The organism is Streptomyces sp. NPDC001927 (assembly GCF_053594455.1).
Window position 1 is genome coordinate 162,048 of the sequence record NZ_JBSFEN010000001.1, and the last position, 24,876, is coordinate 186,923.

Consider the following 24,876-nt stretch of genomic DNA (forward strand, 5'->3'; position numbering starts at 1 on the left):
CAAATCAGCCGTTTTTCTCCGGTGCGACCGGCCGGTCAACCGGAAGAAACGCTTCCGCATCGCTCGTGGGCGGGGAAATCTCCAGCGGCACCTGCGGCCCCGCGCACTCCCACAGCCAGCGGCGCAGCACCTGATGGACCTGCTCCGCGCCCACCAGTTCGGCCCCGCCCGGCACCGGCTCCGAGAGGTCCACGGGCCACAGCAGGAAGGGGTGCCCCTGCTCGCCGCCGAGGCCGCCGTGCGAACCGATCTGCTCCTCGAAGGCGTGCACGGTCCCGGTCGCCGGGTCGTACATCGAGTTGACCATGATGTCGGCGACGTGCGGGAAGCCGTCCGTGCGCCGGACCGCGTCCGCCGCGCCGCGCCCGAAGACCGCGAGCGGTCCGTCGTCGGCGAGCGCGGCGACCGGCACCTCCGTGCCGTCCCTGCCGAGCACGACCGAACCGTGCTCGGCGCTCGCCACCAGCAGGAAGCCGATGCCCGGGTGGTTGGCGAGGGTGCGCAGCAGCGCGGGGTGCCTGCGGTCGATCTCCTCGCGGGTCATCCGGTGCGGAACCCCGGGGAAGGAGATGAGACCCAGGTTCCCGGAGGCGAGCACGACGGGCTCGGCCTTCTCCCCCACCTGCTCGTCCGGCTGCTCACCGTCCTCGTCCACCGGCCGGTGCAGCGCGCTGCGCAGCGCGTCGCGGGCCGCGTCCCGGGCCTCCGAACCGCTGCGGGTCCGGCGGACCCTGCGCGGTACGGGCAGCCCGCAGCCGGCCCGGACGAGATCCCGCAGGGTCAGCCCGTAGGCACCCTCGAAGGTCGGGCCTGGGCTCTGGCCGTGGTCGGAGAGGAGCACGATCCGGTACGGGCGGGGCGCGTGCTCGGCGACCTTGGCGAGCAGCGCGATCGACCGGTCGAGCCGGGCGAGCACCCGGTCGGTGTCGTGGCCGTGCGGCCCGGAGTGGTGCGCGACCTCGTCGTAGGCGACGAGGTCGGCGTAGACGGCGGTCCGTCCGGCCAGCAGGTCACCGATGACCGCGGCGACCACCACGTCCCGCTCGACGACGGTGGCGAAGGCGCGGACGAAGGGGTAGAGGCCGCCGCGCGAGACCCTGGGGGTCTCCTTGCGCAGCCGGGACCGCGTCGACTGGGCGAGCTCGCGGACGACCTCGGTGACGAGGGAGCCGGCCGTGCGGACGGCGTTGGCGGGGTCGGAGAAGTACGTGAAGTATCCGGCGCGGGAGCGGTTGCGCCGGCCCCTGCGGGCGGCCATCGACAGGACCAGGGCGAGCTGGTCCGCGCCGCCGCTGAACAGGTTGCCGCGCGAGGCCCCGTCGACGGTGAGCAGTCCGCCGTCGCCGGTGCGGACGATGGCGCGGCGCTGGAGTTCGACGGCGCTCGCGGGCCGGTTGGAGACCATCAGCCGGCCGGTGTCCTTCTCGTACCAGCGGAAGGCGGGCACGTCCTCGTTGGAGCCGTGCAGGATGCCGAGCTGGCTGGCGCCGGTCTGGCTGGACCAGTCGGTGCGCCAGGGGGTGAGCCGGTGGCTGGTGTCGAGCCACTCGGCGACGGTCGGCATCAGCCCGTCGGCGACCGCGTCGCGGAGCACCCGGTGGCCCACGCCGTCGAGTTGCAGGAAGAGCGTGCCCGGCACGGTCTCCGGGCCTCCGCTCACCGCCCGGGGCCGCTTGCGGTCCGCGAGCCGGTAGAGGCGGCGGCGGTAGGCGTCGTCGTCCCGGACCGCGAGGGCGGTGGAGGTGGCCGAGGCGACGGCCGACATCACGGCGGCGACCACGACGGCCGTCTCGGGATCGGCCGCGCCGCGCCCGTCGGGGACCAACCAGAGCGCGATGAGCAGCAGGGAACCGTTGAGGAAGAACACCAACAGGCCGAGGACCAGGGCCGGTACGAGCAGGAGCGCGCGGACGACGACGGGCCAGACGAGCGCGGTGAGCAGACCGAAGGCTCCCGCGCCCCACACGGCGGTCAGCGCGGTCCGGGTGATGCTGTCGCCGTCGGCGGACTGGAGTTGGAAGTCGGGGAGCAGTCCGGCCAGCGCGAGCATGGTCAGGGTGGACACCGCCCAGACCACGATCACCCGCACCAGGGCGCTGCCCGCCGTCCGCCAGCGGCCGTCGGTACGCCATCGCCCGTCACCCACGCCTGGTTCACCTTTCGCCCGTTACCTGCCTCAAGCGTGGCACATCACCCACATGGCGCCGAGCCGGGCGGGGCGGGGGTACGCGGGTCGCCGGGGTCAGCAGCCGTCGTAGCCGGCGGTGGGCATGGAGAGCCTGCGGTGCACGTCGGCCTTGCGGGCGGAGTCGTAGGCCGGCTCGTCGAGACCCGCGGTCTCGAGCCGTACGCCGCGCCGCTCGCACTCGGCGTGGAACCCGGCCGCATCGGTCAACGCCCGGGCGAGCACGCGCTCGTTGGCGGCGACGAAGAGGTCCACCTCCCCGGCGTCCACGTCCGCCCAGAGCGCGGCGTGGTCGGGCCGGATGCCGTAGAAGAGAAGCTGTCTGACCACCACATAGCCCTTGTCCAGGGCCCAGCGGGCGCACAGGGCGTGCTGGCTGCGGGTGTCGACCAGGAAGGGGTCGCTGTCGAGTTCCTCGAGCGGGGTGAGGCTGGCGATCGCCGCCACCCGAACGTCGTCCATGGACCGACCCTACTCCGAACCGGGGCACCCTAGGGGGCCACGTCCGGGCGGCGGGCCCGGGCCTCACGGCGGCGAGGAGTAGCCACAGGTGTGGCAGATCCGCCAGCCGTCCTGGGTGACGGCGAGGACGCCCCCGCAGCGCGGGCACTGCGCCGAATTGCAGGTCGTCCCCATCGTGCTCACCGCGACTCCCATCCCCTTGCTGACGGATGGCTACCCCCGCATCCCACCGTAGACGCCCCGCGTCGCCCGCTCCGGACATTTACCCTCGAGACAAGGCGAGGACGGCAGGGAAGGCGGCGGGCCGGTGGAGGTCACCTGGTGGGGTCATGCCACCTGCACGGTCGAGGACTCCGGGGTCAGGTTCCTCACCGATCCGCTCTTCGCCCGCAGGCTGGCGCATCTGCGGCGGCGCCGCGGCGCACCGCCGCCCCCCGAGGCCGCGCGCGCCGAGGCGGTCCTCGTCTCCCATCTGCACGCCGACCATCTGCACCTGCCCTCGCTGGCCCGGCTCGCGCCCGGCACCGTGATCGTGGTGCCGCGCGGCGCGCCCCGGGCCGTTCCCGGGCTGCGCAGGCTCGACGGGCGGGGGCTGCGGGTGACCGAGGTGAGCCCGGGCGACACGGTGACGGTGGAGGGCGTGACGGTACGGGCCGTGCCGGCGAGGCACGACGGGAGGCGGCTGCCGGTGGGGCCGCACCGCTCCCCCGCGCTCGGGTACGTCGTCGAGGGCGAGGCGCGGACGTACTTCGCCGGTGACACCGGGCTCTTCGACGACATGGCGGAGGCGGTCGGCCCGGTGGACGTGGCGCTGCTCCCGGTCGGCGGCTGGGGTCCTTACCTGGGGCATGGCCATCTGGACGCGGGCCGGGCGGCGCAGGCCCTCGCGGCGCTCTCCCCCGCGGCGGCGGTGCCGGTGCACTACGGCACGTACTGGCCGATCGGGATGGACGCGGTGCGCCCGCACGAGTTCCACGCGCCGGGCGAGGAGTTCGTCCGGCATGCGGCCCGGCTCGCCCCGAAGGTGGCGGTGCACCTGCTCGGTCACGGCGCGCGGGTGCGGCCCGAGGTCGCCCGGTGATCCATGGTCTGTTGGGGGCGGCCGGCGATCTGCCGCCGGAGTCGACGCAGCAGGCGGTCGCCTACCCCTCGCTGTTCCTGCTCGTGGCCCTCGGCTCACTGGTGCCGGTGGTGCCGACCGGAGCGATCGTCAGCTCCGCGGCCGTGGTCGCCTTCCACCAGACCTCACCGCTCTCCCTGCTCTACGTCTTCCTGGTGTCCGCCTTCGCCGCGCTGCTCGGGGACGTGACGCTGTACTGGCTCGGGCAGCGCGGGGTCCGTTCGCGCAACGGCTCGCGGTGGCTGGCCGCGCTGGAGAGCCGGGTCACCCCGGACCGCCTCGCGCAGGCGCAGGAGAAGCTCGCCACGCACCAGGTCTCGGTCCTTGTCCTCTCCCGCCTGGTGCCGGCCGGGCGGATCCCGGTGATGCTGGCGTGCCTCCTCGCGCAGGTGCCGCTGCGGCGCTTCGTGCGCGGCGACGTACCGGCGTGCCTGGCCTGGGCGGCGACGTACCAGCTGATCGGGATCCTGGGCGGCTCGCTCTTCCCCGAGCCGTGGCAGGGCGTGGTGGCGGCGGTCGGACTGACCCTGCTGATCAGCGCGGCTCCGGCCCTGTGGCGGCGGGTCCGGGGCACGGGACGCGGCGGCAGGCCGGGCCGGGGATCAGGGAGCGGCGGCGGGTCGGAGAGTCACGGGTCAGGGCACGAGCACGCGTGAGGCGCCGACCGGGAGGTCCCAGAGGGCCTCGCGGGGCAGTCCGGCCCGTTCCCAGGCGGCTCTGACGCGGGTGAGCGGTTCGAGGACCGGCTCGGAGGAGAGCACGAACGTCGCCCAGTGCATGGGCGCCATCCGGCGCGCGCCGAGGTCCTGGAAGGCGCGGACGGCCTCCTCGGGGTCGGTGTGCACGTCGCGGAGCCACCAGCGCGGCTCGTAGGCGCCGATCGGGAGCAGGGCGAGGTCGATGCCGGGGTGGCGGGCGCCGATCTCGGCGAACCAGTGGCCGTAGCCGGTGTCACCGGCGAAGTACACCTGGCGGCCGGTGCGGTCGCCGAGCACCCAGCCGCCCCAGAGCGAGCGGCAGGTGTCGAGGAGGGTCCGCTTGGACCAGTGGTGCGAGGGGACGAACGCGAAGCGCACACCGTCGAGTTCGGCCGCCTCCCACCAGTCGAGCTCGGTGACGTGGCTGAACCTGCGGCGGGCGAACCAGCGCCCCAGGCCGGCGGGGACGAAGACCGGGGTTTCCTTGGGCAGCCGCTTGAGGGTCGGGGCGTCGAGGTGGTCGAAATGGTTGTGGCTGATGACGACGGCGTCCACCGGCGGCACGTCCTCCCAGCGGACCCCGACGGGCGTGATCCGGGCGGGGGTCCCGAAGATGCGGCGGGACCAGACGGGGTCGGTGAGGACGGTGAGGCCGCCGACGCGCAGGATCCAGCTGGCGTGGCCCGCCCAGGTGACGGCGAGCGTGTCGGGTCCGGCCTCGGGGAGCGGGCCGGGGGCGAAGGGCAGCAGCGGAATGCCGCGCAGCCCCTCGACGCCGGGGCGGACGGCGCCCTCGCGGGCGAGCCGGGCCATGGCGCGGACGCCGGGGAGCGGGGCGGTGAGGCGGTCGGTGAAGGAGCGGGGCCAGTCGGTCCTGGTCCGGCCGAGGGGCCGGAGGACGGTCGACGGGGCGGAGGCGGGGGCGGTGCGGCCGTCGCGTACGGGCTGCGGGGCCTGCGTCGGCCGTGCCGTCTGTTCCGTCATCTGCGGGCTCCGTTTCTACGCGGTTCGTCGGAACGGTCTCGTCGGCGGTCGAAGTGCCCCGGCGGTCACCGGAGTTCTTCCAGGGCGGCTGCGAAATCGGTCAACGCCCGGGCCACGTGCGGCAGTTCCACCGGGTTCGCGGAGGTGAGGGACTCCGTCCGTTCCTCCTCGTCGGCGCCCAGGAAGGCGCCCGTGTCGAACCGCACGCGCAGGGCGCCGAGTTCGTCGCCGAAGCGGTGCCCGCCGGGTACGGGCGTGCCGAGCCGCCGGCCGAGGTGGTTCTCCAGCTCCATGGAGTCCGTGACGCCCCGCGCGGCGAGCCCGGAGCGCAGCGGCCCGAGGTCCGCGTAGAGGTGGCGGCCCGCCTGGGGCGGCCGGGCGAGAGCGCCCGCCGCGAGGACCGCGTGGTGGACGGCGGCGGCCACGTGCCCGTGCAGGGCGGCGGCGCAGGCGGCCCGTACGGTGACGTCCTCCGGTTCGTCGAGGGCGTGCGCGGCGGCGGGGGCGACGGGGCCCGCGACGAAGGCACCGAGCGCGGTGAGGACGTCGAGGGTGCGGGCGCGCGGGTCCGTGTAGCGGTCGGCGCGGTCGCGCCCCGTGGGCGGGAAGCGGGCCACGGCGCAGGGCCAGGCCGGCGGGGTGAGGGCGCCCGCCAGGTCGTACAGGACGGTGACGTCGTCGGGGCACATCTCGGCGGGGCTCAGCAGGACGGTGTCGGCGCGCCGGTGCAGGGTGTCGCGCCAGGTCTCGTCGCTGACGATGTGCAGCCCCTCGGCGACGGCGGCCTCGCAGGCCTCGCGGAGGAGTTCGGGCGGGGCGACGGTGCCGGTGGTGTCGTCGGCGACGGAGAGCAGCAGCAGCCGGGGCCGGCCGCCCTCGGCGCGGACCCGGCGGACGGTTTCGAGCAGGGCGTACGGGTCGGGCACGCCGCCGCACTCGGCGGGGGTGGGCACGTGGTAGGCGGGGCGGCCGAGGAGCCGGGCCTGCGGGGTCCACCAGGCCGGGCAGGGCCGGGGCAGCAGGACGTCGCCGCCGTGGGCGGCGATCAGGGCCAGCATCAGGGGCCGGGCGCCGGGGGCGGCGACCACGTCCTCGGCGTGGGTGCGCAGGCCGCGCCGCCACCAGTAGCCGGAGGCGGCCTCGCGGAGCATGGGGCCGCCGCCGGGCGGTTCGAAGGCGGTCCGGTCCGCGGCGGCGGCGAGGATCGCGGCGAGGCCCGGCAGCACGGGGAGACCGGGCTCCGGGGCGGGTGGTCCGTAGCTGACGGGTCCGCGCCCTTCCGGGGCCGTCTGCCGCATCTCCCGCACCTCCCGCGCACCCGAGCATCGGGGGGCGCCGGCGCGGCGCCCCCAGTGCCTTTATACGAAGGTTCGGGGAGGTTCGCCGTCTCAGGCGACGGCGACCGGGTGGCGGACGACCGCGTTGAAGAGGTAGCCCTGCGTGTTGTGGACGGCCCGCTCGGGCTGGACGTTCCCGGCCGCGTCGGTGGTCCGGGAGAGCAGCGTCGCCGGGCCTGCGTGGCGCGGGCGCCACGGCGTGGTCCAGCGGACCCAGCCGTCGCGGCGGGGCGCGTCGAGGAGCCGGGCGGGCCGCCATCGGGCGCCGCCGTCGGTGGAGACCTCCACCCGGCGCACGGGCGCGTGCGCGGACCAGGCGCGGCCGGTGAGGCGGTGGACGCGGCCCGCCTCGAGGGTGGCGCCGAAGGGGAGCTCGTACCCGGACTTGAGGGTCTGGCGGGTGATCGGCGCGCTGCCGCCGGGGGGATGCGCGGCGCCGAAGAGCCGGTAGTAGTCGGTGGACCAGGGCGAGGAGAGCGGGGTGGTGGAGACCTCGATGTCGCCGAGCCACTTGACCGAGGAGATGCCGACCCAGGACGGCACGACGACGCGGACCGGGTAGCCGTGGTCGTACGGGAGGGGCTCGCCGTTCATCTCGTACGCGAGGATCACGTCGTCGAGCGCCTTGGCCACCGGCAGCGGCCTGCGGACCCGGCCGAGGTTCACACCCCCGGTGACGTACTCGTCGTCCAGGCCGCGCGGCTGGACGTCCACGGCGTCCCTGGCGATCCCGGCGCGTCGCAGCACGTCGGAGAGGCGGGCGCCGCGCCAGCGGGCGGCGCCGATCGCGCCGAGGGTCCAGGCGGTGCCGGTGACGGTCTCGCCCTGCTGGCCGGCGTAGAGGCTGCGGCCGTTTCCGGCGCACTCGACCAGGGCCGTACGGGTGACGGAGGGGAGGTCGCGCAGCTGTCCGTACGTGAGGTGGACGGGGCCGCGGCCGTGCAGTCCGTCGCCCCAGAGGGTGAGCCGCCAGGTGGTGGCGTCGAGGACGGGGGTGGAGGTGTGGTTGCGGACGAAGAAGCGTTCCGTGGGGGTGAGGAGGCCGGTGTCCTGGAAGGCGTCGAAGCGGGACTCGGCGTTGGTGCCGCGGATCGTGAACAGCTCGGGCGGCAGCGGCTTGAGGATGCCGGGCGTGGTGGCGGCCTTCGCGGGGGTCGCGGTGGCCAGGCCGCCGAGCGCGGAGGCCGTGGGGGCGGCGGCGAGCAGCTTCAGCAGGGACCGGCGGGCCGGCGCGGACTCGTGGGGCACGTTTCTCCTCCGTGCGGCGGCGGACACGCGGTGGGTGGGGGGCGGCGGGCCCGATGCTAGGCGCAGGGAAGGCCCGGGAACGATCTGTTCACGGGCTCGTCATGTTTCGTCCTCTGACGGACCGTCAGGGAGGTGTCCTTCATCCTGTGACGAATCGTCAGGGAGGCGTCGTCTCAGCGCACCAGCACGCGCTCCAGCATCAGTTCGACCGCCGAGACGATCGCGTCAGCGTCGATGCCCGCCTCGTGGAGCTGCTCCTCCGGGGTCGCCGACATCGGCATGGAGCGGACGGCGAGCCGGGCGAGGCGCGGGACACCGCCGTGGCCGTTGGCGTACGCCTCGGCGACCGCGTCGCCGAGGCCGCCCTCGGGCCGGTGGTCCTCCACGGTCAGCACGCAGCCGGTGGCCCCGGCCGCCCGGTCGAGGGTGGCGGCGTCGACCGGCTTGACCGAATAGAGGTCGATCACCCGGACCGGCAGCCCCTCGCCCGCCAGCCGGTCGGCGGCCCGCAGGGCCTCGTGGACGGTCACCCCGGCGGCGACGATCGTGGCCCGGTCGTCCTCGCCGTGGTCGCGGAGCACCTTGCTCCCGCCGACCGGGAACTCCTCCTCGGGCCCGTACAGGACCGGCGTCGCCCCGCGCGTGGTGCGCAGATAGCGGACCCCGGCCAGGTCGGCCATGGTCGCGACGAGCCGCGCCGTCTGGTTCGCGTCGCAGGGGTAGAGGACGGTGGAGCCGTGGACCGCGCGCATCATGGCCAGGTCCTCCAGGCCCATCTGGCTGGGCCCGTCCTGGCCGATGGAGACACCGGCGTGCGAGCCGACGAGGTTGATCCCGGCCCGGCTGACGGCCGCCATCCGGACGAAGTCGTGGGCGCGGGTGAGGAAGGCGGCGAAGGTCGCCGCGTACGGGACGTAGCCGCGCGCCTGGAGCCCGACCGCCGCCCCGACGAGCTGCTGCTCCGCGATCCAGCACTCGAAGTGGCGCTCGGGGTGCTCCTTGGCGAAGCGGTCGGTACGGGTCGAGTCGCCGACCTCCGCGTCGAGGGCGACGACGTCGCCGCGCGTCCGGCCGAGGGCGGCGAGGGCGTCGCCGTAGGCGTCCCGGGTGGCGACCTCCTTGCCCCGGGCGTAGGTCGGGAGGGACGGCGGGCCGCTCGGCACCGGGCGCGGCACGAGGGCGGCGGGCGGCTCGGTGACCTCGACGCGCAGGTCGCTGGTGCCGCCGAGTTCGGCGATGGCCGCCTCGGCGTCCGGGAGCGGTTTGCCGTGCATGCCCTCGCGGTTCTCGACGGCGGCCACGCCCCGGCCCTTGCGGGTGGCGGCGAGCACGGCCGTGGGCCGGCGGAGGGTCGCGCGGGCCTCGCGCAGGGCCGCGTCGACGGCCTCGACGTCGTGGCCGTCGATCCGTACGGTGTGCCAGCCGAAGGCCTCCAGACGCTCGGCGTAGGCGCCCAGGTCGTGCTGGTGGCGGGTGGGGCCGCGCTGGCCGAGCCGGTTGACGTCGACGATCAGGGTGAGGTTGTCGAGGTGGCAGTACGCGGCGTGCTCGACGGCCTCCCAGACGGACCCCTCGGCCATCTCGCTGTCCCCGCCGACCACCCACACCTGGTACGGGACGTGGTCGAGGAACTTCCCGGCGAGCGCCATGCCGACGCCGACGGGCAGCCCCTGGCCGAGCGATCCCGTGGCGACGTCGACCCAGGGCAGCCGGGGTGTGGGATGCCCTTCGAGGAGGCTGCCCTCGCGGCGGAAGCTGAGCAGCTCCCGCTCACCGACGACGCCCGCGGCCCGGTACATGGCGTAGAGCAGGGGCGAGGCATGCCCTTTGGAGAGGACGAGCCGGTCGTTCCCCGGGTGGTCGGGGCGGTCGAAGTCGTAGCGGAGGTGACGGGCGAGGAGGACGGCACCGATCTCGGCGGCCGACATGGCGGAGGTGGGGTGGCCGGAACCGGCGGCGTCGGTCGCGCGCACGGCGTCGACGCGGAGCTGCCGGGCGAGCGAGGACATCGTTTCGTACCGCATCGAGATCCTTCCTCCACGGGCCCGTGGCGGTCGACCACGGCGGGCTCCCCACGGGCCGGGTACCCAGGCGGGCGCCCCGTATGCCCGCCTCCGTGGGGTGGCGGACGGGGGGGGCGGGCGGGGTCGGGGGCGGCGGGCGGGCGGGATCGCCGACGGGTCGTGGCCGGGATCGCGGGCGGGTCGCGAAATCCGCTCGCTGTGCTCGCGCGGGCGCGCGGAGAATGCGGCGCATGCCGATCCGATCAGCGCTGCCCGAGGACGCGGCGGCCATCGCCGCCGTCCACGTCCGCTCCTGGCAAGCCGCCTACCGCGACCTGCTCCCCCGCCCGTACCTCGACGGCCTGGACATCGACGCGCGCGCCGCCGTCTGGGCGGCGCGGCTCGCGGAGCCGCAGGCGCCGGGCGTGCTCGTGGCGACGGAGGACGGGGCCGCCGGGCAGGTCGTGGGGTTCTGCTGCTTCCGGGCCTGGCCGGGCGAAGAGCCGGACGCGGGAGTTGGCGAGGGCACGGCCGAGGGACCGGACGCGGGAACGGACTCGGGAAGGGACGACCGGCTGGATCCGGCCACGACCGGGGAGATCGCCGCGCTCTACGTGGTGCCGGAGGCGTGGGGGTCGGGGGTGGGCCGGGGGCTGCTGGCCGCGTCCGAGGAGGCGCTCGTGGCGGACGGGTTCCGGGACGCGGCGCTGTGGGTCCTCGCGGACAACGCGCGGGGGCGCCGCTTCTACGAGGCCGCGGGCTGGCGGCCGGACGGCACCGTCGTCCGGGACACGACGGCGGGCCGGGCGCTCGACGAACTCCGCTACCGGCGGCGTCTGTTCGCGTGACCGGTTGCCCACATGGCGAGATGCGGGTCTCACCATGCGGGTGATGCGCGTACCGTTGCCGTACCCACCGATACCGAGGGAGTCCGGCAATGACGCATGCCTCCGATCAGCAAAGGCCGCACGAGACCGCCGTCTACACCCATGGGCACCACGAGTCGGTGCTGCGCTCGCACACCTGGCGCACCGCCGCGAACTCCGCGGCCTATCTGCTGCCCGAACTGAAGCCCGGTCTGGACGTCCTGGATGTGGGCTGCGGCCCCGGTACGATCACCGCCGACCTGGCCGCGCTGGTCGCGCCGGGCCGCCTGACCGCGGTCGACGCCTCCGAGGACGTCCTGGCCAAGGCGCGGGCGGTCGCCGCCGAACGGGGCCTGGAGAACGTGGAGTTCGCGGTCGCCGACGTCCACGCCCTGGACTTCCCCGACGACTCCTTCGACGTCGTCCACGCCCATCAGGTGCTGCAGCACGTCGGCGACCCGGTGCGGGCGCTGCGCGAGATGCGGCGGGTGTGCCGTCCCGGTGGAGTGGTCGCCGCCCGGGACAGCGACTACGGGGCCTTCACCTGGTACCCGGCCTCCCCCGTCCTGGACCGCTGGCAGGAGCTGTACCGGCGGGTCGCGCGGGCCAACGGCGGCGAACCGGACGCGGGGCGGCGGCTGTTCGCCTGGGCGCGCGCGGCGGGGTTCACCGACATCACCACGACGGCGGGCACCTGGTGCTACGCGACGCCCGAGGAGCGGGCGTGGTGGAGCGGGCTGTGGGCGGACCGGACGACGGAGTCGGTCTACGCCCGACTGGCCGTGGAGGGCGGGCACGCGACGCCGGAGACGCTGAAGGAGATCGCGGAGGCGTGGCGGGAGTGGGGCGGACAGGAGGACGGCTGGTTCATGGTCCCCCACGGCGAGATCCTCTGCCGGGTCCGGTGATCCTCAACTAGGCTCGTTCGCATGGTGATTCTGGGGACCACTCTGCGTATCTGCGTCGACGATCTCGAATCCGCGGTGGAGTTCTACGAGCGGCTCACCGGCACCCCGGCCCAGCGTTTCGAGCGGGGCGGGGTGTCGGTGGCGGCCGTCGGGTGCTTCCTCCTGATGAGCGGACCGGAGGAGGAGCTGGAGGTCCTGCGCAAGGTCGCGGCGACCATCTCCGTCCAGGACGTGGACGCGGCGTTCACCGCGCTCGCCGAGGCCGGCGCCAAGATCCTTGCGGGCCCGGTCCCCACGCCGGTGGGCCGCAATCTGATCGCGGTCCACCCGGACGGCTCGGTCTTCGAGTACGTCGACCGGCGGGCCTGAGCCCCGCCCCGCGGTACGCGGGGCCGCCGGATCAGGCGGCGGACGCACCCTGCCCGAGGGCGCGTTCCACCGACTCGTAGGTGATGCCGTGGTCCGCGAGTGCCTCGGCCACGACGCCCGGGCGGGCGGTCAGGGCGAGGAGCAGGTGCTCGTCGCCGATCACCTTCTCGCGGCGGCCGAGGCAGATCCGGAGCGACCGCTCCAAGACGCTCGCGGCCTCGCGACTGAACGTGGGCCCTCCGAAGCGCCGGGAGCCGTCCTTCCGGTCGTCGGCGAGGGCGCCCGGCCCGTGGGCCTCCTCGACCCGGGCGACGATCTCCGGCACGTCGATCCCGAGGCCCGCGAGCGCCTCCATGTCGGCCTTCGACAGGCCGCCCCGCCGGTGGGCGTCGGAGAGCTGCGCCTCCAGCGAGGCCCGCCGGTCGGTGGCACCGAGGGCCCGCAGCACGAAGGACACCTTGGTCCCCTCCGCGTCGAACAGCGCGAGCAGCAGGTGCTCTTCGGTGACCACGGCGGCGCGGTCGCGCCGGGCCCGCTCCACGGCCTCGATCACCGCGGCCCGGGCCCCTGCCGAGAATCGCTCGAACATCAATGCCTCCCGTACTTCTTGTGCACGGCCTGCCTACTCACGCCCAGCTCCGCCGCGATCTCCTGCCACGACCAGCCCTGGGCGCGGGCGCTGCGCACCTGGACGGCCTCCAACTGCTCGAGGAGCCGCCGCAGTGCGGTCACGGCCCGAAGGCCGATCCGGGGATCACGGTCCCCGGCCCGCGCGGCGAGATCGGTTGCATCGGTCATGGCGTCAACCTACGTTGACACCCCTTCTCCTGTCAACCACAGTTGACAGGAGAAGGGGTCCGACGCGCCTAGGACGCGAGGAGATGCCCCGCGGCGACCGCCGAGGCGACCGTCCCACCGGCCACCACGGCCGACGCCGCGACCACGGGAACCCGCAGGCTCCACCGGCGCAGCGCCGCCGAGCCGGAGACGCGGGCGCGGAGCGCGTCCCGGCCGCGCAGCACGACCAGGCCGACGCCGGTCAGCGTGAGCGCCATGCCCAGACCGAAGGCGCCGACCAGCACGAGGGCGGTGCCGACCTTGCCGGTCAGGAGACCGGTCAGCAGCACCAGGAACGCCGAGGGCGAGGGCAGCAGCCCGCCCGAGGTGCCGAGCAGCAGCAGCCCGCGCCAGGTGAGGAGGGAGGGGGCGTCGGGGATGTGATGGCTGTGCCCATGGCTGTGGCTGTGCCCGTGGCCGTGCTCGTGGCCGTGGCCGTGGCTGTGATCGTGCGTGTGCCCCTCTCCATCGTGGTGATGGTGATCGTGGTGGTGATGGCCATGGCCTCCCTGCCCCCGCAGATGGCGCCGCAGCAGACTCACCCCCACCCCAACCACCACCAGCGCGGCGAGCAGTTGCAGCCACCCCGTCAGCGCCGCGATGTCCGGCGTGCTGTTCGCCGCCAGCCACCAGCCCACCGCGAGGACCGCCACCGAGAGGGTGTGCATGACGGCCACGATCCCGCCGAGCCAGACCGCGTCCCGCGCCCTGCCCCGGCCTGCCACGAGGTACCCGGCCGCCAGCGACTTGCCGTGTCCCGGCGCGCACGCGTGCAGCGCGCCGACGGCCGCCGACACGAGGAGCGCGAGCGGGAGCGCGGCGTCGTGGTCGAGCAGCGACGTCAGGTCGGTGGTCCAACTCCAGGCCGACAGGCCCGACGCGCCCGACCCGCCCGACCCGGAAGGGCCCGACCCGCCCGACCCGGCGGCCGTCCCCGTCAGCGCCAGGCTCCGCGTGGGCTCGTCGGCCGTGTGCAGCCCGCCCGCGCCGGAGTGGGTCACCGAGAGAGTCCGGTAGGCGGCGTCGACGTCCGTCAGGGCCGTGACCGTCAGTTCGATGCGGTCCGCCGCGCGCGGGCAGGCGAAGTGGACCGTCATGCCCTCGGCCCGGTCGACCGGGCAGGCGCGGCCGTCCTGGCGTACGACGAGGTGCCGGCGCAGATAGCCGGCCGGGTCGCCGCCGGACCGGTCCTTCAGGACGGCGACGTCGTCCGGCTGGGCCGACCAGGTGGCTTCGACGGCGGTGCCGGACGCCACGATCTTCACGACGGGCGGGGTTCCGAAGGGGTGCGCCTGCGCCGTCCCCGCGCTGCCGAAGAGCAGCGCGGAGACGGCGGTCAGCAGGAGCAGCACCCCGGTGCGCAGAGCTCGCACGGTGGTGCTCCCCCCTTACTTCCGGCGCCCGGCCAGCGCGTGGACCGTGCCGTCGTCCGTGAGGGCGAAGAGCCAGTCACCGCTGACGGAGAGGGCCGAGGCCACTCCCGCGCCGAGGTTGTACGAGGCGGTCTGCCGGCCGGTGGCCCGGTCCAGGACGAGCAGCCGCCCGTCCCAGGTCCCGACGTACACCTGGTCGCCCGTCACCAGCGGGTGCATCGTCGGGGAGCCGTCCCCGGCGGAACAGCCCGCCGCCGCGCGCCACTTGTCGTCCAGCGGGCTCTCGCCCGGCAGGTAGCCGGCCTTGGTCTCCCAGACCGGCTTCGACGGGGTGGGAGAGGTGGTGTCGTAGGCGCGGACGACACCGTCGCGGCCCGCGACGTACGCGGTCGTGCCCCACACGGCGGGGCTGGTGAGCGGGGCGCGCCCCGGCTCGCAGGTGCTGCCGCCGCCGAGCTTGGACTCCCAGACCACGGCGCCGGTGGCCGGGTCGTGGCCCCGGGTGCCGTACGCGGTGTGGGTCACCAACTGCGGTGTGCCCGTCGCCGGGTCGGTGAGCGCGGGGGACGAGTGGCTGTCGATGTCGCCCGCCGTGTCCTTCACCCACAGCTGGGTGCAGGTCGCGAGGTCCATGGCGATGACGGTGTTGCTCGACATGGAGTGCAGGTAGGCGGTGTCGGTGCCGGGCACGCGCACGGCGGTGCTGTGTGCCTGGCCCCAGGAGAAGGACGCTCCGAAGCCGCCGGGCAGCATGCCGCCGGTCTCGGCGTCGCGGCAGCGGACGGTGTACGCGTCCTGGTAGACGGCGACTTCCCGCTCCGTACCGCCCGTGAGGGAGAAGACGCTGACCGGGCCGCCCGCGCGGCCGTAGCGGCGCACGGTGTCGCCGTGGTTCTCCTCGCGGTCGATGGACTGCCAGGCGATCTTCCCGGTGGCCGCGTCGAGGGCGTAGATCCGGCCGACACCGGTGGTCAGATAGACCTTTCCGCCGTGGAGCGTCGGCGCCGACTCGGCGTCACCGTCGAGGTACGTACGCCACACCTGACGCCCACTGGCGATGTCGTAGGCGAGCATCATGCTGTACGGCGAGTCGAAGGCGCGCGAGGAGACGATGAGCCTGCCGTCCGCGACGACCGAGCCGTTGAGGTTGAACTGCTCGCCGGTGTGCCGGGCCCACTTCAGGTCGAGCTGGGCGCCCGGGTCGTCGCCGCTCGCGGAGCGGCCCTCCTCGGTGCCGCCCTGCCGCAGCCAGTCCTGGCCCGCCCGGGGCTTGCCGAGCGCGGAGTCGTCCACGACGCGGAAGGTGTTCCGTACGACCGGGAACTTCTTGCCCCGGGTGTCGTACGCGACCGATTCGGCGGTGTACGTGCCGGGCCGCAGCCCGTCCACGGTGCCGCTCGCGCGGGTCCAGGCTCCGCGCGGTGCGGGGCAGGCCTCGGCCTTGCCGCCGGGCGGGGTGTAGCAGTTCTCGATGCCCGGACGCGACGCGCCCTTCCCGAACCGCACGTCCTCGCGCTCGACGACGCGCCCCCGGCTGTCGCGGACGGTGAGGACCGCCTTGGCGGGGGTGCGGCCGTCGTCCTCCGCGTACACCTCGACGGGCACACCGGCCCGGCGACCGTGGACGCTGCCGTCGGCGGGGCTGACGAGCGCCGCGTCGTCGTCGATGTCGAACTGGCGGTGGATACCGGTCACATGCCCGGTGTCCTCGTTCCGGTGGGTGCGCGGGTCGTCGGTGATGGAGCTGAAGTCGAGGACCTTGTAGTCGGGCCGGGCACCGTCGATGCCGTACGTGCCCTGGTTGTTGATCTCGACCGAGCGCTTGAAGGCGCCGCGGCGGAACTCGGCCTGCTGGTTGTGGCCGGCCGCGACCATCCGTACGTCGTACTTGGCGAGTTCGTCGATGGTGGGCTGCATGCCCGCGCCCGGGCCCCACTGGGTGAAAAGCGAGCGGTGGGCGAAGACGAAGACCTGCTTGCCGACCGCGTGCCGGGCGAGGTCCTGGCGCAGCCACTCCAGCTGCGCCTTCAGGCCGCCGGCGTCGTAGTTGTCCTCCAGGACGACGATGTGGCGGCCGTTGCGGTCGAAGCTGTACCACTCGGGGCCGAGGTTGCGGCGGTAGTACTCCATGCTGCCGGCGTAGCCCTGGGAGGCCGCCGTGCCGCCGAAGTCGTGGTTGCCCATGACCGGGTAGAAGGGATGGCCGAGCCGGCCCTCCTGGAGGCCCTTGCTGAACAGGTCGTAGCCGCCCTGGCGGCGCGGTTCGGCCGCGTAGTCGGTGACGGTGAGGTCGCCGGTGGCGATCTGCAGGGTGGCGCCGTCGACCTCGGACATCGCCTGCACCTGTCCGGTCCACTGGGGCAGGATGCGGCGGGCCTCGTCGTCGGTGCGGTTGCCGACCTCCGGGTCGGAGTTCATGACCCACTTCTCGGTGGGGTTCGAGGCGTTGCGGTCGGGGACGAGGGCGAAGTCGACGCCGGTGGCGCCGGTCTCGGGGACCTTCTGGAAGAACCGCGGGATCCAGTCCTCGCGCAGGGCGGGCGTGTAGCCGTCGGGCGAGACGATGCTGACGAGGTCGGTCTCGCGCCGCGCCGGGTCGACCTGGAGGCGGTACGAGCCGTCGGCGCCGGTGGTGGTCCACACGGCGCCGTCGGTGACGTCGACGCCGGGCATGGGGCGCTCGCCCCGGTCCCGCTCGCCATTGCCGTTGGCGTCCTTGAAGACCGAGCCCTCGACCGTGACCGTGGCGGGTTCGGCGGTGTCGTCGGCGAACGCGGCCTGGGGCGCGAGGAAGGAGAGCGCGAGGGCGCCCGCGGCAGCGGCCTGGACGCGCCGCGTGGAGGCGCGCAGCCGGCGGGCGGCCATGAGCAGCGCGGCGGCGGCCACCGCGCCCAGGGCGACCGTGAGCACCGTGCGCCAGGGGAACGACGGGAGGGCGTGGACGCCGTCGGAGTCGACGAGCGGCGTGGCCGCGGTGGCGTCGGCGGTCGTGCCGTCGAACTCGACGACGACCTGGGTCAGGCCTGCCGTCTCGATGAGCGGGCCGAGGTCGAGGGCGTCGATCCGGCAGCTCCAGGCGAGCTCGACGACCACGCCGCCCGGCGCCCCGCCGTTGTCGCCGGGGACGCCCGAGCCGGTGGCCGGGCAGCCCGCGGCGAGCAGGCCGGAGGCCCAGGCCCCGGCCTGCTCGGGCGTCACGATGTCGTGGTGGACGATGAGCCGGCCGCTGGTGACGCCGTCACCGGGGGCGACCACAAGCTCCGCGTGCTCGCGCGAGACATGCGCGAACGCGGGCTGGGCGCCGATGCCCAGCACGAGGAACAGCAGCGCGAGGGAGAGCCCGGCCGCTGTGCGTATGTGTGTCATACAGCGAAAGCTAGCCACGCCGGTGTTCGGTTTCCGGTCATTCATCAACGGAAGTCATCAACCCGACCGCAAGTGTTCAGCCTTCGCTCGTTCAGGCGCCTAGGGGCGCATCCGGAACTCGTACGCGTCCGGCAGCGGTTCGTCGGTCAGGGCCGACCACAGCTCGCCGAGGGTCTCCGCGCCCTCGCGCAGGTCGGCGACCTCGAAGCCCGCGTCGAAGACGGCCCGGGCCTCGGCCCTCCGCCCCTCGGCGAGGAACAGCCGGGCCTCAAGGAGGCGGAACGCCCCACGCGCGCGTGCCTCGTCCGGCAGCCGGTCCAGGAGCGCGCGGGCCTGCGGGACGCACCCGGCCGCCAGGAGCGCGGTGACCGCCTCCCGGCCGAGCGCGCCCGTCACCAGGAGGTCGTCGCCGTCGAGGGCCTCGAAGGCCTCGGCGAACCGTTCGGCGGACCTGGCCGGGTGCCCGCCCTCCTGGTCGGCGACGGCCAGGCAGTGCAGCAGCGGCCAGCGCACGCCGCCTTCCTTCTGGAGTCCGCGCTCCCAGCTCCGTTCCGCCTGCGCGAGGTCGCCCGCGTGCCATTGCGCGATCCCGAGGTGGTACTCGGTCAGCGGCTCGGCCGGCGCGGTCTCCAGCATGTCCCGCCAGTGGTCCGCCACCAGGGACGGGCCGGGCGGGGCGCCCTCGGGCAGCGGCGGCAGGACGCCCGTACGGAGCAGCTCCAGCCACGGCTTCTGCTCCTCCCCCAGGGTCGACGCGGGGAACGGCGTCCCGGGCAGTTCGTGCCCACGGGCCAGGACTTCGAGGGCGCCCCAGCCGGAGCCCGCCGCGAGGACGGTGACAGGTTCGGCGTCGGCGGCCGAGGCCCGCCAGGTCGCGTACGCGGCGTCCACGGCGGCGCGCGGCAGGGCCGATTCCAGGGCCCGCTCCACGTCCGCGCGGGCCGCACCCCAGTCCTCGCCGTGCACGGTCCCGGCATCGGCCGCCAGCGGTCCGTACGTCTCCAGCCAGCTGAACTCCGCGCCGCCCTCCAGCTTCAGGTGCTCCAGCTGGGTCCGGGCCAGTCCGGCCTGGATCTCGGCGTACCCGGGGGCGCCGGGAGCGGTGAGCCACTCCTGCCAGCGCCGGCCGCCGGGCGCGGTGCCCCAGAGGAAGAGCTTCCGCCCCCGCAGCAGGTCCGTCGACGTCTGCACGAGTCCCCCGCCGGTCTCGTCGAGGGCGGCGATCCAGCGCCTGCCCGCGTCCGGGACGTCGTAGAAGTAGTCGGCGGGAAGGGTGCTGCGCAGCGGGTACGTACGGTCCTCGGACCGGCCCGCGCCGTCCGGGGCGACCGGTACGGGCACGCGGCGCAGGCCGCGCTCGTAGCCGTGATGCCACGCCGTTTCGGCGGGGGCGAGGATCCTGCGGTCCTCGGGGACGGCGGTGTTGGACCACCAGTAGACGGGGACGGTCCGCTCGTGCGGATTGCGGATCCGTACGCCGACGTAGAGGAAGTCGCTGCCCTCGGGCAGCCACAGGTCGACCTGGAAGGGCAGGTCGCGCAGCCGCTCCCACTCCCACAGGCGCAGCATCTGCCCGCCGCCGGGCGCCGGGACGATCGCGGCGTGCAGCGGCGAGCAGGAGAGGGTGGTGTGGCCGGTGGCGCCGATGTTCCACTCGATGCCGCCGGCGAACCAGGCGCCGTTGAGCGCGAAGGCGGCGGGCTGGAACACCGGGTTGCGGTGGACGAGTTCGCGGCCCGTGGGCTTGTGGTGCAGGGAGTGGACGCGCCCGCCGAGGCCGGGCAGCACGGTCGCGCGCACCCGGTCGTTCTCGATGACGAGCGCGTCGAGGTCGGCGGGCACGCGCTCCCGTCCGTAGCCGTCGCGGACCGGGGCGGGCATCATGGTGCGCAGGGGCGCGTACCCGAGCTGCCGGGCCATGTCGCGCGGCAGCTCGCCCTCGACGGCCCGTGGGTCGACCGCCGGGGTCCCGTCGAGGATCCGCAGCGCGGGCAGCGGGTTGTCCGGGCCCAACGGAGCCGCGGGCAGGGTCAGTACGGCACGTCGTACGGTCGTCATGGCGCCATCGAACACGGCGGGCGCGCGTCCGACCAGGGGGTCTGTCCGTCAGTCTTCGGCAAAGGCGGCGACGACGAGGTCCGTGAGGAGTGCTCCGGCCGTGCCGTCCGGGTCGAGATCGGGGTCGTAGATCGTGACGTTGAGGCCGACGCAGCGCTCGGAGCGGACCAAGGTCCGCAGCAGCGGGACGAGTTCCTCGGGAAGCAGCCCGTCGGGGTCGGGGCTGTCGACGGCCGGCATCACGGAGGGGTCGAGGACGTCGGCGTCCAGGTGCACCCAGAAGCCGTCGAGCGCGGGGGTCCCGAAGGCGGTGACCGTGGCGGCGGCGAGCTCGGCAGGTCCCCAGGCGCGCAGGTCGGCGACGGTGACGACGGGGACCTTCAGGGCGCGCAGCTCCACGAGTTCGGGGTCGTCGTGGTAGGCGTCGCGGATGCCGAAGAGCCGGACGTCCTCCTCGCGGAGGTAGGGGCCGCGGCCCTCCAGGTCGGTGAGGTCCCGCTGGCCCCGACCGGTGGCGAGGGCCAGCTCCTCGCCGCCCGCGGCGCCGACGCGGTCGGAGTTGCCGGGGTGGCGGAAGTCGGGAGAGGCGTCGACGGCGGCGAGTCCGTAGCGGCCGATGCGGCGCAGGGCGAGGGAGGCGCCGAGCTGGATCGAGCAGTCGCCGCCGAGGACCAGAGGGAAGTCCCCGGCCCGTACGTGGTGTTCGATCCGGTCGGCGAGGGTGCGGGTGTACGTCGCGAGGGCGGCCGCGTTGAAGACGCCGTCGCCCTCCTGCCAGTCGCCGAGGTCGTAGCGGGGCGGGGTGACGACCCCGCCTTCGAGGGCGCCGAGCCGGGCCACGATCCGGTTCTCGCGGAGGACCCCGGCGAGCTTGTGGCAGCCGGGCACGGTACCGGGAACCGGCGGTCGCAGGCCGAGGTTGGAGGGGGCGTCGAGGGCCACGATATTCCGCATGCGCCCCATCCTCTCCGCCGTACTCTGGATCTTCAACGGTGACGGGAGTACGGAGAGAGATGAGCACCCAGCACACCTACCGGGTGATCGTGCGCGGCGCGTTCGAGGGACTGTCCGAGGAGAGCCGGGCCCGCCTCCTCGCCGAGGTGGACGCGCACGGGATCGAGTCGATGCGGTTCACCGAGGAGGGCTCGCTCAGCTACGACAGGACGCTGAAGCACTTCTCGTACCGGCTTGTCGTCGTCTCGGACGCGGCGGACGGCGAGGAGATGGCCGGCGTCCTCGCCGAGGACCGGGTGGAGACGGCGCTCGCCGAGCTCGGTCACGCCCACGGGGCGCTGAGGTCGTCCGTGACCGACATGGACACGATGAAGATCAACTACAAGCGCTGAGCGGGGGCTGGAGGCTCCGGCGCGGTGATCGCCCAGCGCTCGTGGTCCCGCCAGGCGCCGTCGATGTGCAGCATGGCGGGCGAGAACCCTTCGAGCCGGAAGCCGGCCCGGCGCACGAGCGCGCGCGAAGCGGCGTTGCCCGGCTGGATGTTGGCCTCCAGGCGGTGCAGCCCGAGGGGACCGAAGGCGTACGGGAGGAGCAGGCCGAGGGCCTCGCTCATCAGTCCCCGGCCGGCCGCGTGCGTGAAGGCGCCGTAGCCGAGGGCGCCGCTGAGGAACGCGCCCCGGACGATGTTGTTGATGTTGAGGAACCCGGCGATCCGGCCTTGCTCCGCCCGCTCGCAGACCAGGAACCCCGCCCTGGCGGGGTCCTCGGTCAGCGCCTTGGCGTACGCGACGTAGTGCTCGGGCCGGTCGGGCGGGAAGAGACAGGGCCGGTGGGTGGCGCGGCTCTCGCGCGCCCGCGCGGTGAACTCCTCGGCGTCGTCGAGGGAGTAGCCGCGCAGGCCGACGCGCGGGCCGGCGGTGAGGTACGGGTACGGGTCAAGATCGTCGGACATGGTCCCAGGGTGCCAGGGCGGGGACGTCAGCGGCGGGCCGAGCGGACGCGGGGCGGGCAGGTCTCGCCGCGCTTGACCACGCCGATCACGACCGTCGTCCGGCCGTCGAGGGCCGCGCCCTCGTCCGGGTACTGCGTGCAGACCCACCAGCTCGGCGGCCAGAGCACCCGTCGGTCGCGGCCGCCGACGTCGTGGACGTCGAGGCGGGTGCGCGGGGCGAGGGCGGTGAACACCCGCCAGAGGCCCTTGCCGACGAAGGCCGGCATCGGCCGGGCGGGCACCGGCACGCCGTCGTCGGCCGCGACCGCGTCGTCCGCCGAGGTGACCGCCACGGCCGCGAGGGCGAGGAGGGCACCGGCGCCGAGGAATGCCGCCTTCCTCATGCGCGCCGCCGGGTCGCCGCGTAGTAGCCACAGGCCCCGCCGAGCAGGGTCGTGGCGAGGAGAGCCAGATAGAGGGGCATCGTCACCTCGGGAATGAGCAGCCGGATCCTGACCTGGCGGGTGTTCTCGAAGATCAGGACGAGGGTGATGACGGCGACGGCCGCCATCGCGATCCGGCCGGGCGTGAAGGGTCCGGTGGAGCGGGGCGCTGCGCCGCTCGATGTCTCCTTGGGACTCATGCCCGGACCTCTCCTCCGTCGTACGCGGCCGCCCCCGTGGGACCAGGATGGAGGGATCCGGTCCGCACGGGGGCGGTGGGAGGGCCGTACGGGTGAGGGTGCGGCCTCGCCCGTCGTGCCTGGTCGGTGAGCCCGGCCGGTGGGCCGACCGGCTCAGTGGTGGGCGAGGACCAGTTGCGGCTCGTCGGCCGGCTCCTCAGCCGGGTCGGGGCGCTGGATGAGCAGGGCGGTGACGACGCCGATGCCGAGCAGGGCGAGGGCCGCGTACATCGCGTGCTGGTAGCCCGCCTCGGTCGGTCCGCCCGCGTCGCTGCCCGCGGTGATCATCGCGGAGGCCAGGGCGATGCCGAGGGAAGCCCCGATGCCGAAGCAGGCACCGTTGAGGCCGGAGAGCGAACCGGGCTTGTCCTTCGGGGCGGTGGTGACGGCGAGGCCGTTGAGGCCGGTCAGCATGAAGCCGCCGTAGGTGACGCCGAGCGCCGCGAGCGAGGCGACCAGGATCCACTCGTCGTGCAGGAAGAAGGTGGCGAGGAGGAAGATCGCGAAGTTGGCGATCGCGCCGGTCACGACGATCTTCCGCCAGCCGATCCTCGGGCCGAGGCGCCCGGTCAGCGGGGCGGAGACCACACCGATCAGCTGGATCGGGGTGAGGAAGAGGACGGCCGCGGTCACGGCGGAGAGCCCGAGGCCGACCCGGGCGTCCTGCGAGAAGAGCGGGATGGTCAGCGCGATGGCGCCGAAGGCGCCGCCCAGGGTGCAGACGGTGGTGAGCAGCAGCGGCCAGGCGCGGCGGGAGGCCAGGACGTCGAGGTCGATGACCGGGTTGGCCGCGCTCTTCTGCGAGACGACGAAGAAGACCAGCGAGGCGAGACCGCCGAGCAGGAAGCCGAGGGTGAGAGGCGAGGTCCAGCCCCAGGCGGCGCCCTGGGCGAGGCCGACGAGGATGCCGGTGAGGCCGAGCGCGAGGGCGGCGATGCCCCGGGAGTCGAAGCGGCCGTCGGTCGCGGTGGGCGGGACGTCGGGGACGTACTTCCGTACGCCGATCAGGCCCGCGACGGCGATCAGGGTGGAGCAGACGAAGATGCCGCGGAAGCCGATGGTGTCGGCGATCTGGCCTCCGGCGATGGCGTCGATCCCGGCGAGGCCGCCGTTCACGGCGGTGATGATGCCCGCGGCCTTGCCGAAGCCGGCCGGCGTGAGCAGCTGGTTCAGGGTGAGGAAGGCGAGGGTGAACATCGCCGCCGAGATGCCCTGGAGGATGCGGCCGGCGATGAAGATCTCGATGTTCGGCGCGAAGACGCAGAGCAGGTTGCCGGCGATCAGGACGAAGGCGCAGACGATCATCATCGGCTTGCGGCCGCGCTGGTCGCTGAGGCGGGCGAGGGTGACCTGGCCGATGGCCGCCATCAGGAAGAAGAGGGTCTGGGAGAGACCGGCGGCGGCCGTGGTGGTGCCGAGGCGCTCGATGACATCCGGCAGTGCGGGGCTGAGCATGGTGGCGTTGATCTGGTACCCGAGAACGGCGAGCACCATCGCCAGGAGCATGGGACCTCGGCCCTTGAGGTCGGATGTGGCTGACATGTGGGCCCCTTTGCCGTGGATGTCATAACGATGAACCGAGCTTGTCTGACAAGCAACGCCCGAACAGAGTGAGTTCTACGCGCGTCACACGTCAAGACCCTTTGACCTGTGATTCGGAATACCGTTCACTTGCCGACAAGTCGACGGAGGAGGGGCAGTGGCGGTCAGCGGACAGCAGCGGCGACCGGTCGTGGTGCTCTACGAGCGCATCGCCGACGCCATCCACGACGGCACCTATCCCCCCGGCTCGACCCTGCCCTCCGAGCCGAAGCTCGCCGGCGAACTGGGCGTCAGCCGCCCCGCCCTGCGCGAGGCCCTGCTGCTGCTCCAGGAGGACGGCCTGCTCTCCGTACGGCGCGGGGTCGGCCGTACGGTCAACGACCACCCGCCCCGGCGGGGCTTCGAGCACATCCAGCCCCTGGAGGAGCTGATCGGCGCGGGCGCGCCGCTGCGGGTACGGGCGCTGCTGCGGGCGGTCGAGGAGCCGACCGACTTCACCACCCAGCACCTGCTCGCGCCGGCCAGGGCGGAGCTGCGGTTCTGGGAGTCGCTGCTGGCCGGGGAGGGTGCGGCGGCCGCGCTCAGCCAGGAGTGGGCGGCGGCCGACGACGTATTGGAGCGGGCGCACCCGGCCTTCGCCGAGGCACTGCGCACCGAGCCCGCGCCCGCGCGGACCTCGATGCTGGCGGTGCTCGCCGGGGCCTCGCGCGGGGTGTCGCTCGGCGCGCACAGCAGCGTGACGGCGACCCTGCTCGGACAGCGCAGGGGCGAGCAGCTCGGCCGCCCCGCCGACACCCCGGCGGTCCTCGTCACCCAGGTGGTACGGGTCGGGGAGACCCCGGTCCTGGCCGCCAAGCACATGCTCCCCACGGGCGCGCCGGCGCTGCCGGTCCTCCAGTCCAACTGAGCGGGCGACGGCCGTCACAGCGCCCCGCCCCCGCCGTGGCGTACAC

The 24,876-nt window shown here is 74.2% G+C and carries 23 protein-coding genes; 7 read left to right on the plus strand and 16 right to left on the minus strand.

What is annotated here, in order from left to right; translation table 11 throughout:
• Nucleotides 1-4: 4 nt before the first annotated feature.
• Nucleotides 5-2,146, minus strand: a complete 2,142-nt coding sequence (locus ACWCO8_RS00765) for a phage holin family protein (protein WP_451030267.1) — start codon at nt 2,144-2,146, stop codon at nt 5-7.
• Nucleotides 2,147-2,242: 96 nt separating this feature from the next.
• The gene (locus ACWCO8_RS00770) at nt 2,243-2,647 is read right to left on the minus strand and encodes a recombinase family protein (RefSeq protein ID WP_451030268.1); all 405 of its coding nucleotides are present in this window, start codon (nt 2,645-2,647) and stop codon (nt 2,243-2,245) included.
• 307 nt (nt 2,648-2,954) lie between these two features.
• Between ACWCO8_RS00770 and ACWCO8_RS00775 the strand changes: the two genes are divergently transcribed.
• Together ACWCO8_RS00775 and ACWCO8_RS00780 are read left to right on the plus strand one after the other, a co-directional pair.
• Nucleotides 2,955-3,728: an MBL fold metallo-hydrolase gene (locus ACWCO8_RS00775; protein ID WP_451030269.1), complete on the plus strand. Its 774-nt coding sequence runs from the start codon at nt 2,955-2,957 to the stop codon at nt 3,726-3,728.
• Nucleotides 3,725-4,423 carry a DedA family protein gene (locus ACWCO8_RS00780; RefSeq protein WP_451030270.1) on the plus strand — a complete coding sequence of 233 codons (699 nt, stop codon included), beginning with the start codon at nt 3,725-3,727 and terminating at the stop codon, nt 4,421-4,423. Before ACWCO8_RS00775 ends, ACWCO8_RS00780 begins: the two co-directional genes overlap by 4 nt.
• On the opposite strand, the gene ACWCO8_RS00785 is transcribed toward ACWCO8_RS00780, so the two are convergent.
• From ACWCO8_RS00785 to ACWCO8_RS00800, 4 genes are all read right to left on the minus strand, one after another.
• Nucleotides 4,403-5,449 (minus strand): MBL fold metallo-hydrolase, encoded by a 1,047-nt coding sequence (locus ACWCO8_RS00785; RefSeq protein WP_451030271.1) that lies wholly within the window; start codon nt 5,447-5,449, stop codon nt 4,403-4,405. The two genes, ACWCO8_RS00780 and ACWCO8_RS00785, sit on opposite strands and share 21 nt — an antisense overlap.
• Nucleotides 5,450-5,514: 65 nt before the next feature.
• On the minus strand, nt 5,515-6,747 hold the full coding sequence (locus ACWCO8_RS00790) for an aminotransferase class I/II-fold pyridoxal phosphate-dependent enzyme (protein WP_451030272.1): 1,233 nt from the start codon (nt 6,745-6,747) through the stop codon (nt 5,515-5,517).
• Between the two features lie 90 nt (nt 6,748-6,837).
• Nucleotides 6,838-8,034, minus strand: a complete 1,197-nt coding sequence (locus ACWCO8_RS00795; RefSeq protein WP_451030273.1) for a sulfite oxidase — start codon at nt 8,032-8,034, stop codon at nt 6,838-6,840.
• A 173-nt stretch (nt 8,035-8,207) separates the two neighbouring features.
• The gene (locus ACWCO8_RS00800; RefSeq protein ID WP_451030274.1) at nt 8,208-10,058 is read right to left on the minus strand and encodes a transketolase; all 1,851 of its coding nucleotides are present in this window, start codon (nt 10,056-10,058) and stop codon (nt 8,208-8,210) included.
• 230 nt (nt 10,059-10,288) lie between these two features.
• On the opposite strand from ACWCO8_RS00800, the gene ACWCO8_RS00805 reads away from it, so the two are divergent.
• The 3 genes from ACWCO8_RS00805 to ACWCO8_RS00815 all read left to right on the plus strand — a co-directional run bounded on the left by ACWCO8_RS00805 (nt 10,289) and on the right by ACWCO8_RS00815 (nt 12,180).
• Nucleotides 10,289-10,885, plus strand: coding sequence for an N-acetyltransferase family protein (locus ACWCO8_RS00805; RefSeq protein ID WP_451030275.1), 597 nt, complete (start codon nt 10,289-10,291; stop codon nt 10,883-10,885).
• An 89-nt stretch (nt 10,886-10,974) separates the two neighbouring features.
• Nucleotides 10,975-11,811 (plus strand): methyltransferase domain-containing protein, encoded by an 837-nt coding sequence (locus tag ACWCO8_RS00810; RefSeq protein ID WP_451030276.1) that lies wholly within the window; start codon nt 10,975-10,977, stop codon nt 11,809-11,811.
• 21 nt (nt 11,812-11,832) lie between these two features.
• A complete protein-coding gene (locus ACWCO8_RS00815) occupies nt 11,833-12,180 on the plus strand; it encodes a VOC family protein (protein WP_451030277.1) in 348 nt (115 codons plus the stop codon).
• 31 nt (nt 12,181-12,211) lie between these two features.
• Here the strand turns inward: ACWCO8_RS00815 and ACWCO8_RS00820 are convergent, their stop codons facing one another.
• The 6 genes from ACWCO8_RS00820 to ACWCO8_RS00845 form a co-directional block, all read right to left on the minus strand.
• Nucleotides 12,212-12,769 carry a Clp protease N-terminal domain-containing protein gene (locus tag ACWCO8_RS00820; RefSeq protein WP_451030278.1) on the minus strand — a complete coding sequence of 186 codons (558 nt, stop codon included), beginning with the start codon at nt 12,767-12,769 and terminating at the stop codon, nt 12,212-12,214.
• Complete coding sequence (locus ACWCO8_RS00825; RefSeq protein WP_362002439.1) at nt 12,769-12,978, minus strand: helix-turn-helix domain-containing protein; 210 nt, start codon at nt 12,976-12,978, stop codon at nt 12,769-12,771. Before ACWCO8_RS00825 ends, ACWCO8_RS00820 begins: the two co-directional genes overlap by 1 nt.
• Nucleotides 12,979-13,046: 68 nt before the next feature.
• Complete coding sequence (locus tag ACWCO8_RS00830) at nt 13,047-14,390, minus strand: hypothetical protein (RefSeq protein WP_451030279.1); 1,344 nt, start codon at nt 14,388-14,390, stop codon at nt 13,047-13,049.
• Nucleotides 14,391-14,405: 15 nt separating this feature from the next.
• Nucleotides 14,406-17,756 carry an outer membrane protein assembly factor BamB family protein gene (locus tag ACWCO8_RS00835; RefSeq protein WP_451030280.1) on the minus strand — a complete coding sequence of 1,117 codons (3,351 nt, stop codon included), beginning with the start codon at nt 17,754-17,756 and terminating at the stop codon, nt 14,406-14,408.
• Nucleotides 17,757-17,855: 99 nt separating this feature from the next.
• Entirely contained in the window at nt 17,856-19,814 is a 1,959-nt protein-coding gene (locus tag ACWCO8_RS00840; RefSeq protein ID WP_451030281.1) for a DUF5107 domain-containing protein, read from the minus strand.
• Between the two features lie 48 nt (nt 19,815-19,862).
• The gene (locus ACWCO8_RS00845; RefSeq protein ID WP_362002434.1) at nt 19,863-20,768 is read right to left on the minus strand and encodes an arginase family protein; all 906 of its coding nucleotides are present in this window, start codon (nt 20,766-20,768) and stop codon (nt 19,863-19,865) included.
• Nucleotides 20,769-20,827: 59 nt separating this feature from the next.
• Here ACWCO8_RS00845 and ACWCO8_RS00850 point away from each other — a divergent pair, with 59 nt between their 5' ends.
• Entirely contained in the window at nt 20,828-21,160 is a 333-nt protein-coding gene (locus tag ACWCO8_RS00850) for a DUF6204 family protein (protein ID WP_451030282.1), read from the plus strand.
• On the opposite strand, the gene ACWCO8_RS00855 is transcribed toward ACWCO8_RS00850, so the two are convergent.
• The 4 genes from ACWCO8_RS00855 to ACWCO8_RS00870 all read right to left on the minus strand — a co-directional run bounded on the left by ACWCO8_RS00855 (nt 21,148) and on the right by ACWCO8_RS00870 (nt 23,923).
• Nucleotides 21,148-21,720, minus strand: coding sequence for a GNAT family N-acetyltransferase (locus ACWCO8_RS00855; RefSeq protein WP_451030283.1), 573 nt, complete (start codon nt 21,718-21,720; stop codon nt 21,148-21,150). The genes ACWCO8_RS00850 and ACWCO8_RS00855 overlap by 13 nt on opposite strands.
• Nucleotides 21,721-21,746: 26 nt before the next feature.
• A complete protein-coding gene (locus ACWCO8_RS00860; RefSeq protein WP_451030284.1) occupies nt 21,747-22,103 on the minus strand; it encodes a hypothetical protein in 357 nt (118 codons plus the stop codon).
• Nucleotides 22,100-22,342, minus strand: a complete 243-nt coding sequence (locus ACWCO8_RS00865; RefSeq protein ID WP_362002427.1) for a DUF1049 domain-containing protein — start codon at nt 22,340-22,342, stop codon at nt 22,100-22,102. Before ACWCO8_RS00865 ends, ACWCO8_RS00860 begins: the two co-directional genes overlap by 4 nt.
• A 153-nt stretch (nt 22,343-22,495) precedes the next feature.
• Nucleotides 22,496-23,923: an MFS transporter gene (locus tag ACWCO8_RS00870; RefSeq protein WP_362002426.1), complete on the minus strand. Its 1,428-nt coding sequence runs from the start codon at nt 23,921-23,923 to the stop codon at nt 22,496-22,498.
• 157 nt (nt 23,924-24,080) lie between these two features.
• Between ACWCO8_RS00870 and ACWCO8_RS00875 the strand changes: the two genes are divergently transcribed.
• Nucleotides 24,081-24,830, plus strand: a complete 750-nt coding sequence (locus ACWCO8_RS00875; protein WP_451030285.1) for a GntR family transcriptional regulator — start codon at nt 24,081-24,083, stop codon at nt 24,828-24,830.
• Nucleotides 24,831-24,876 lie beyond the last annotated feature (46 nt).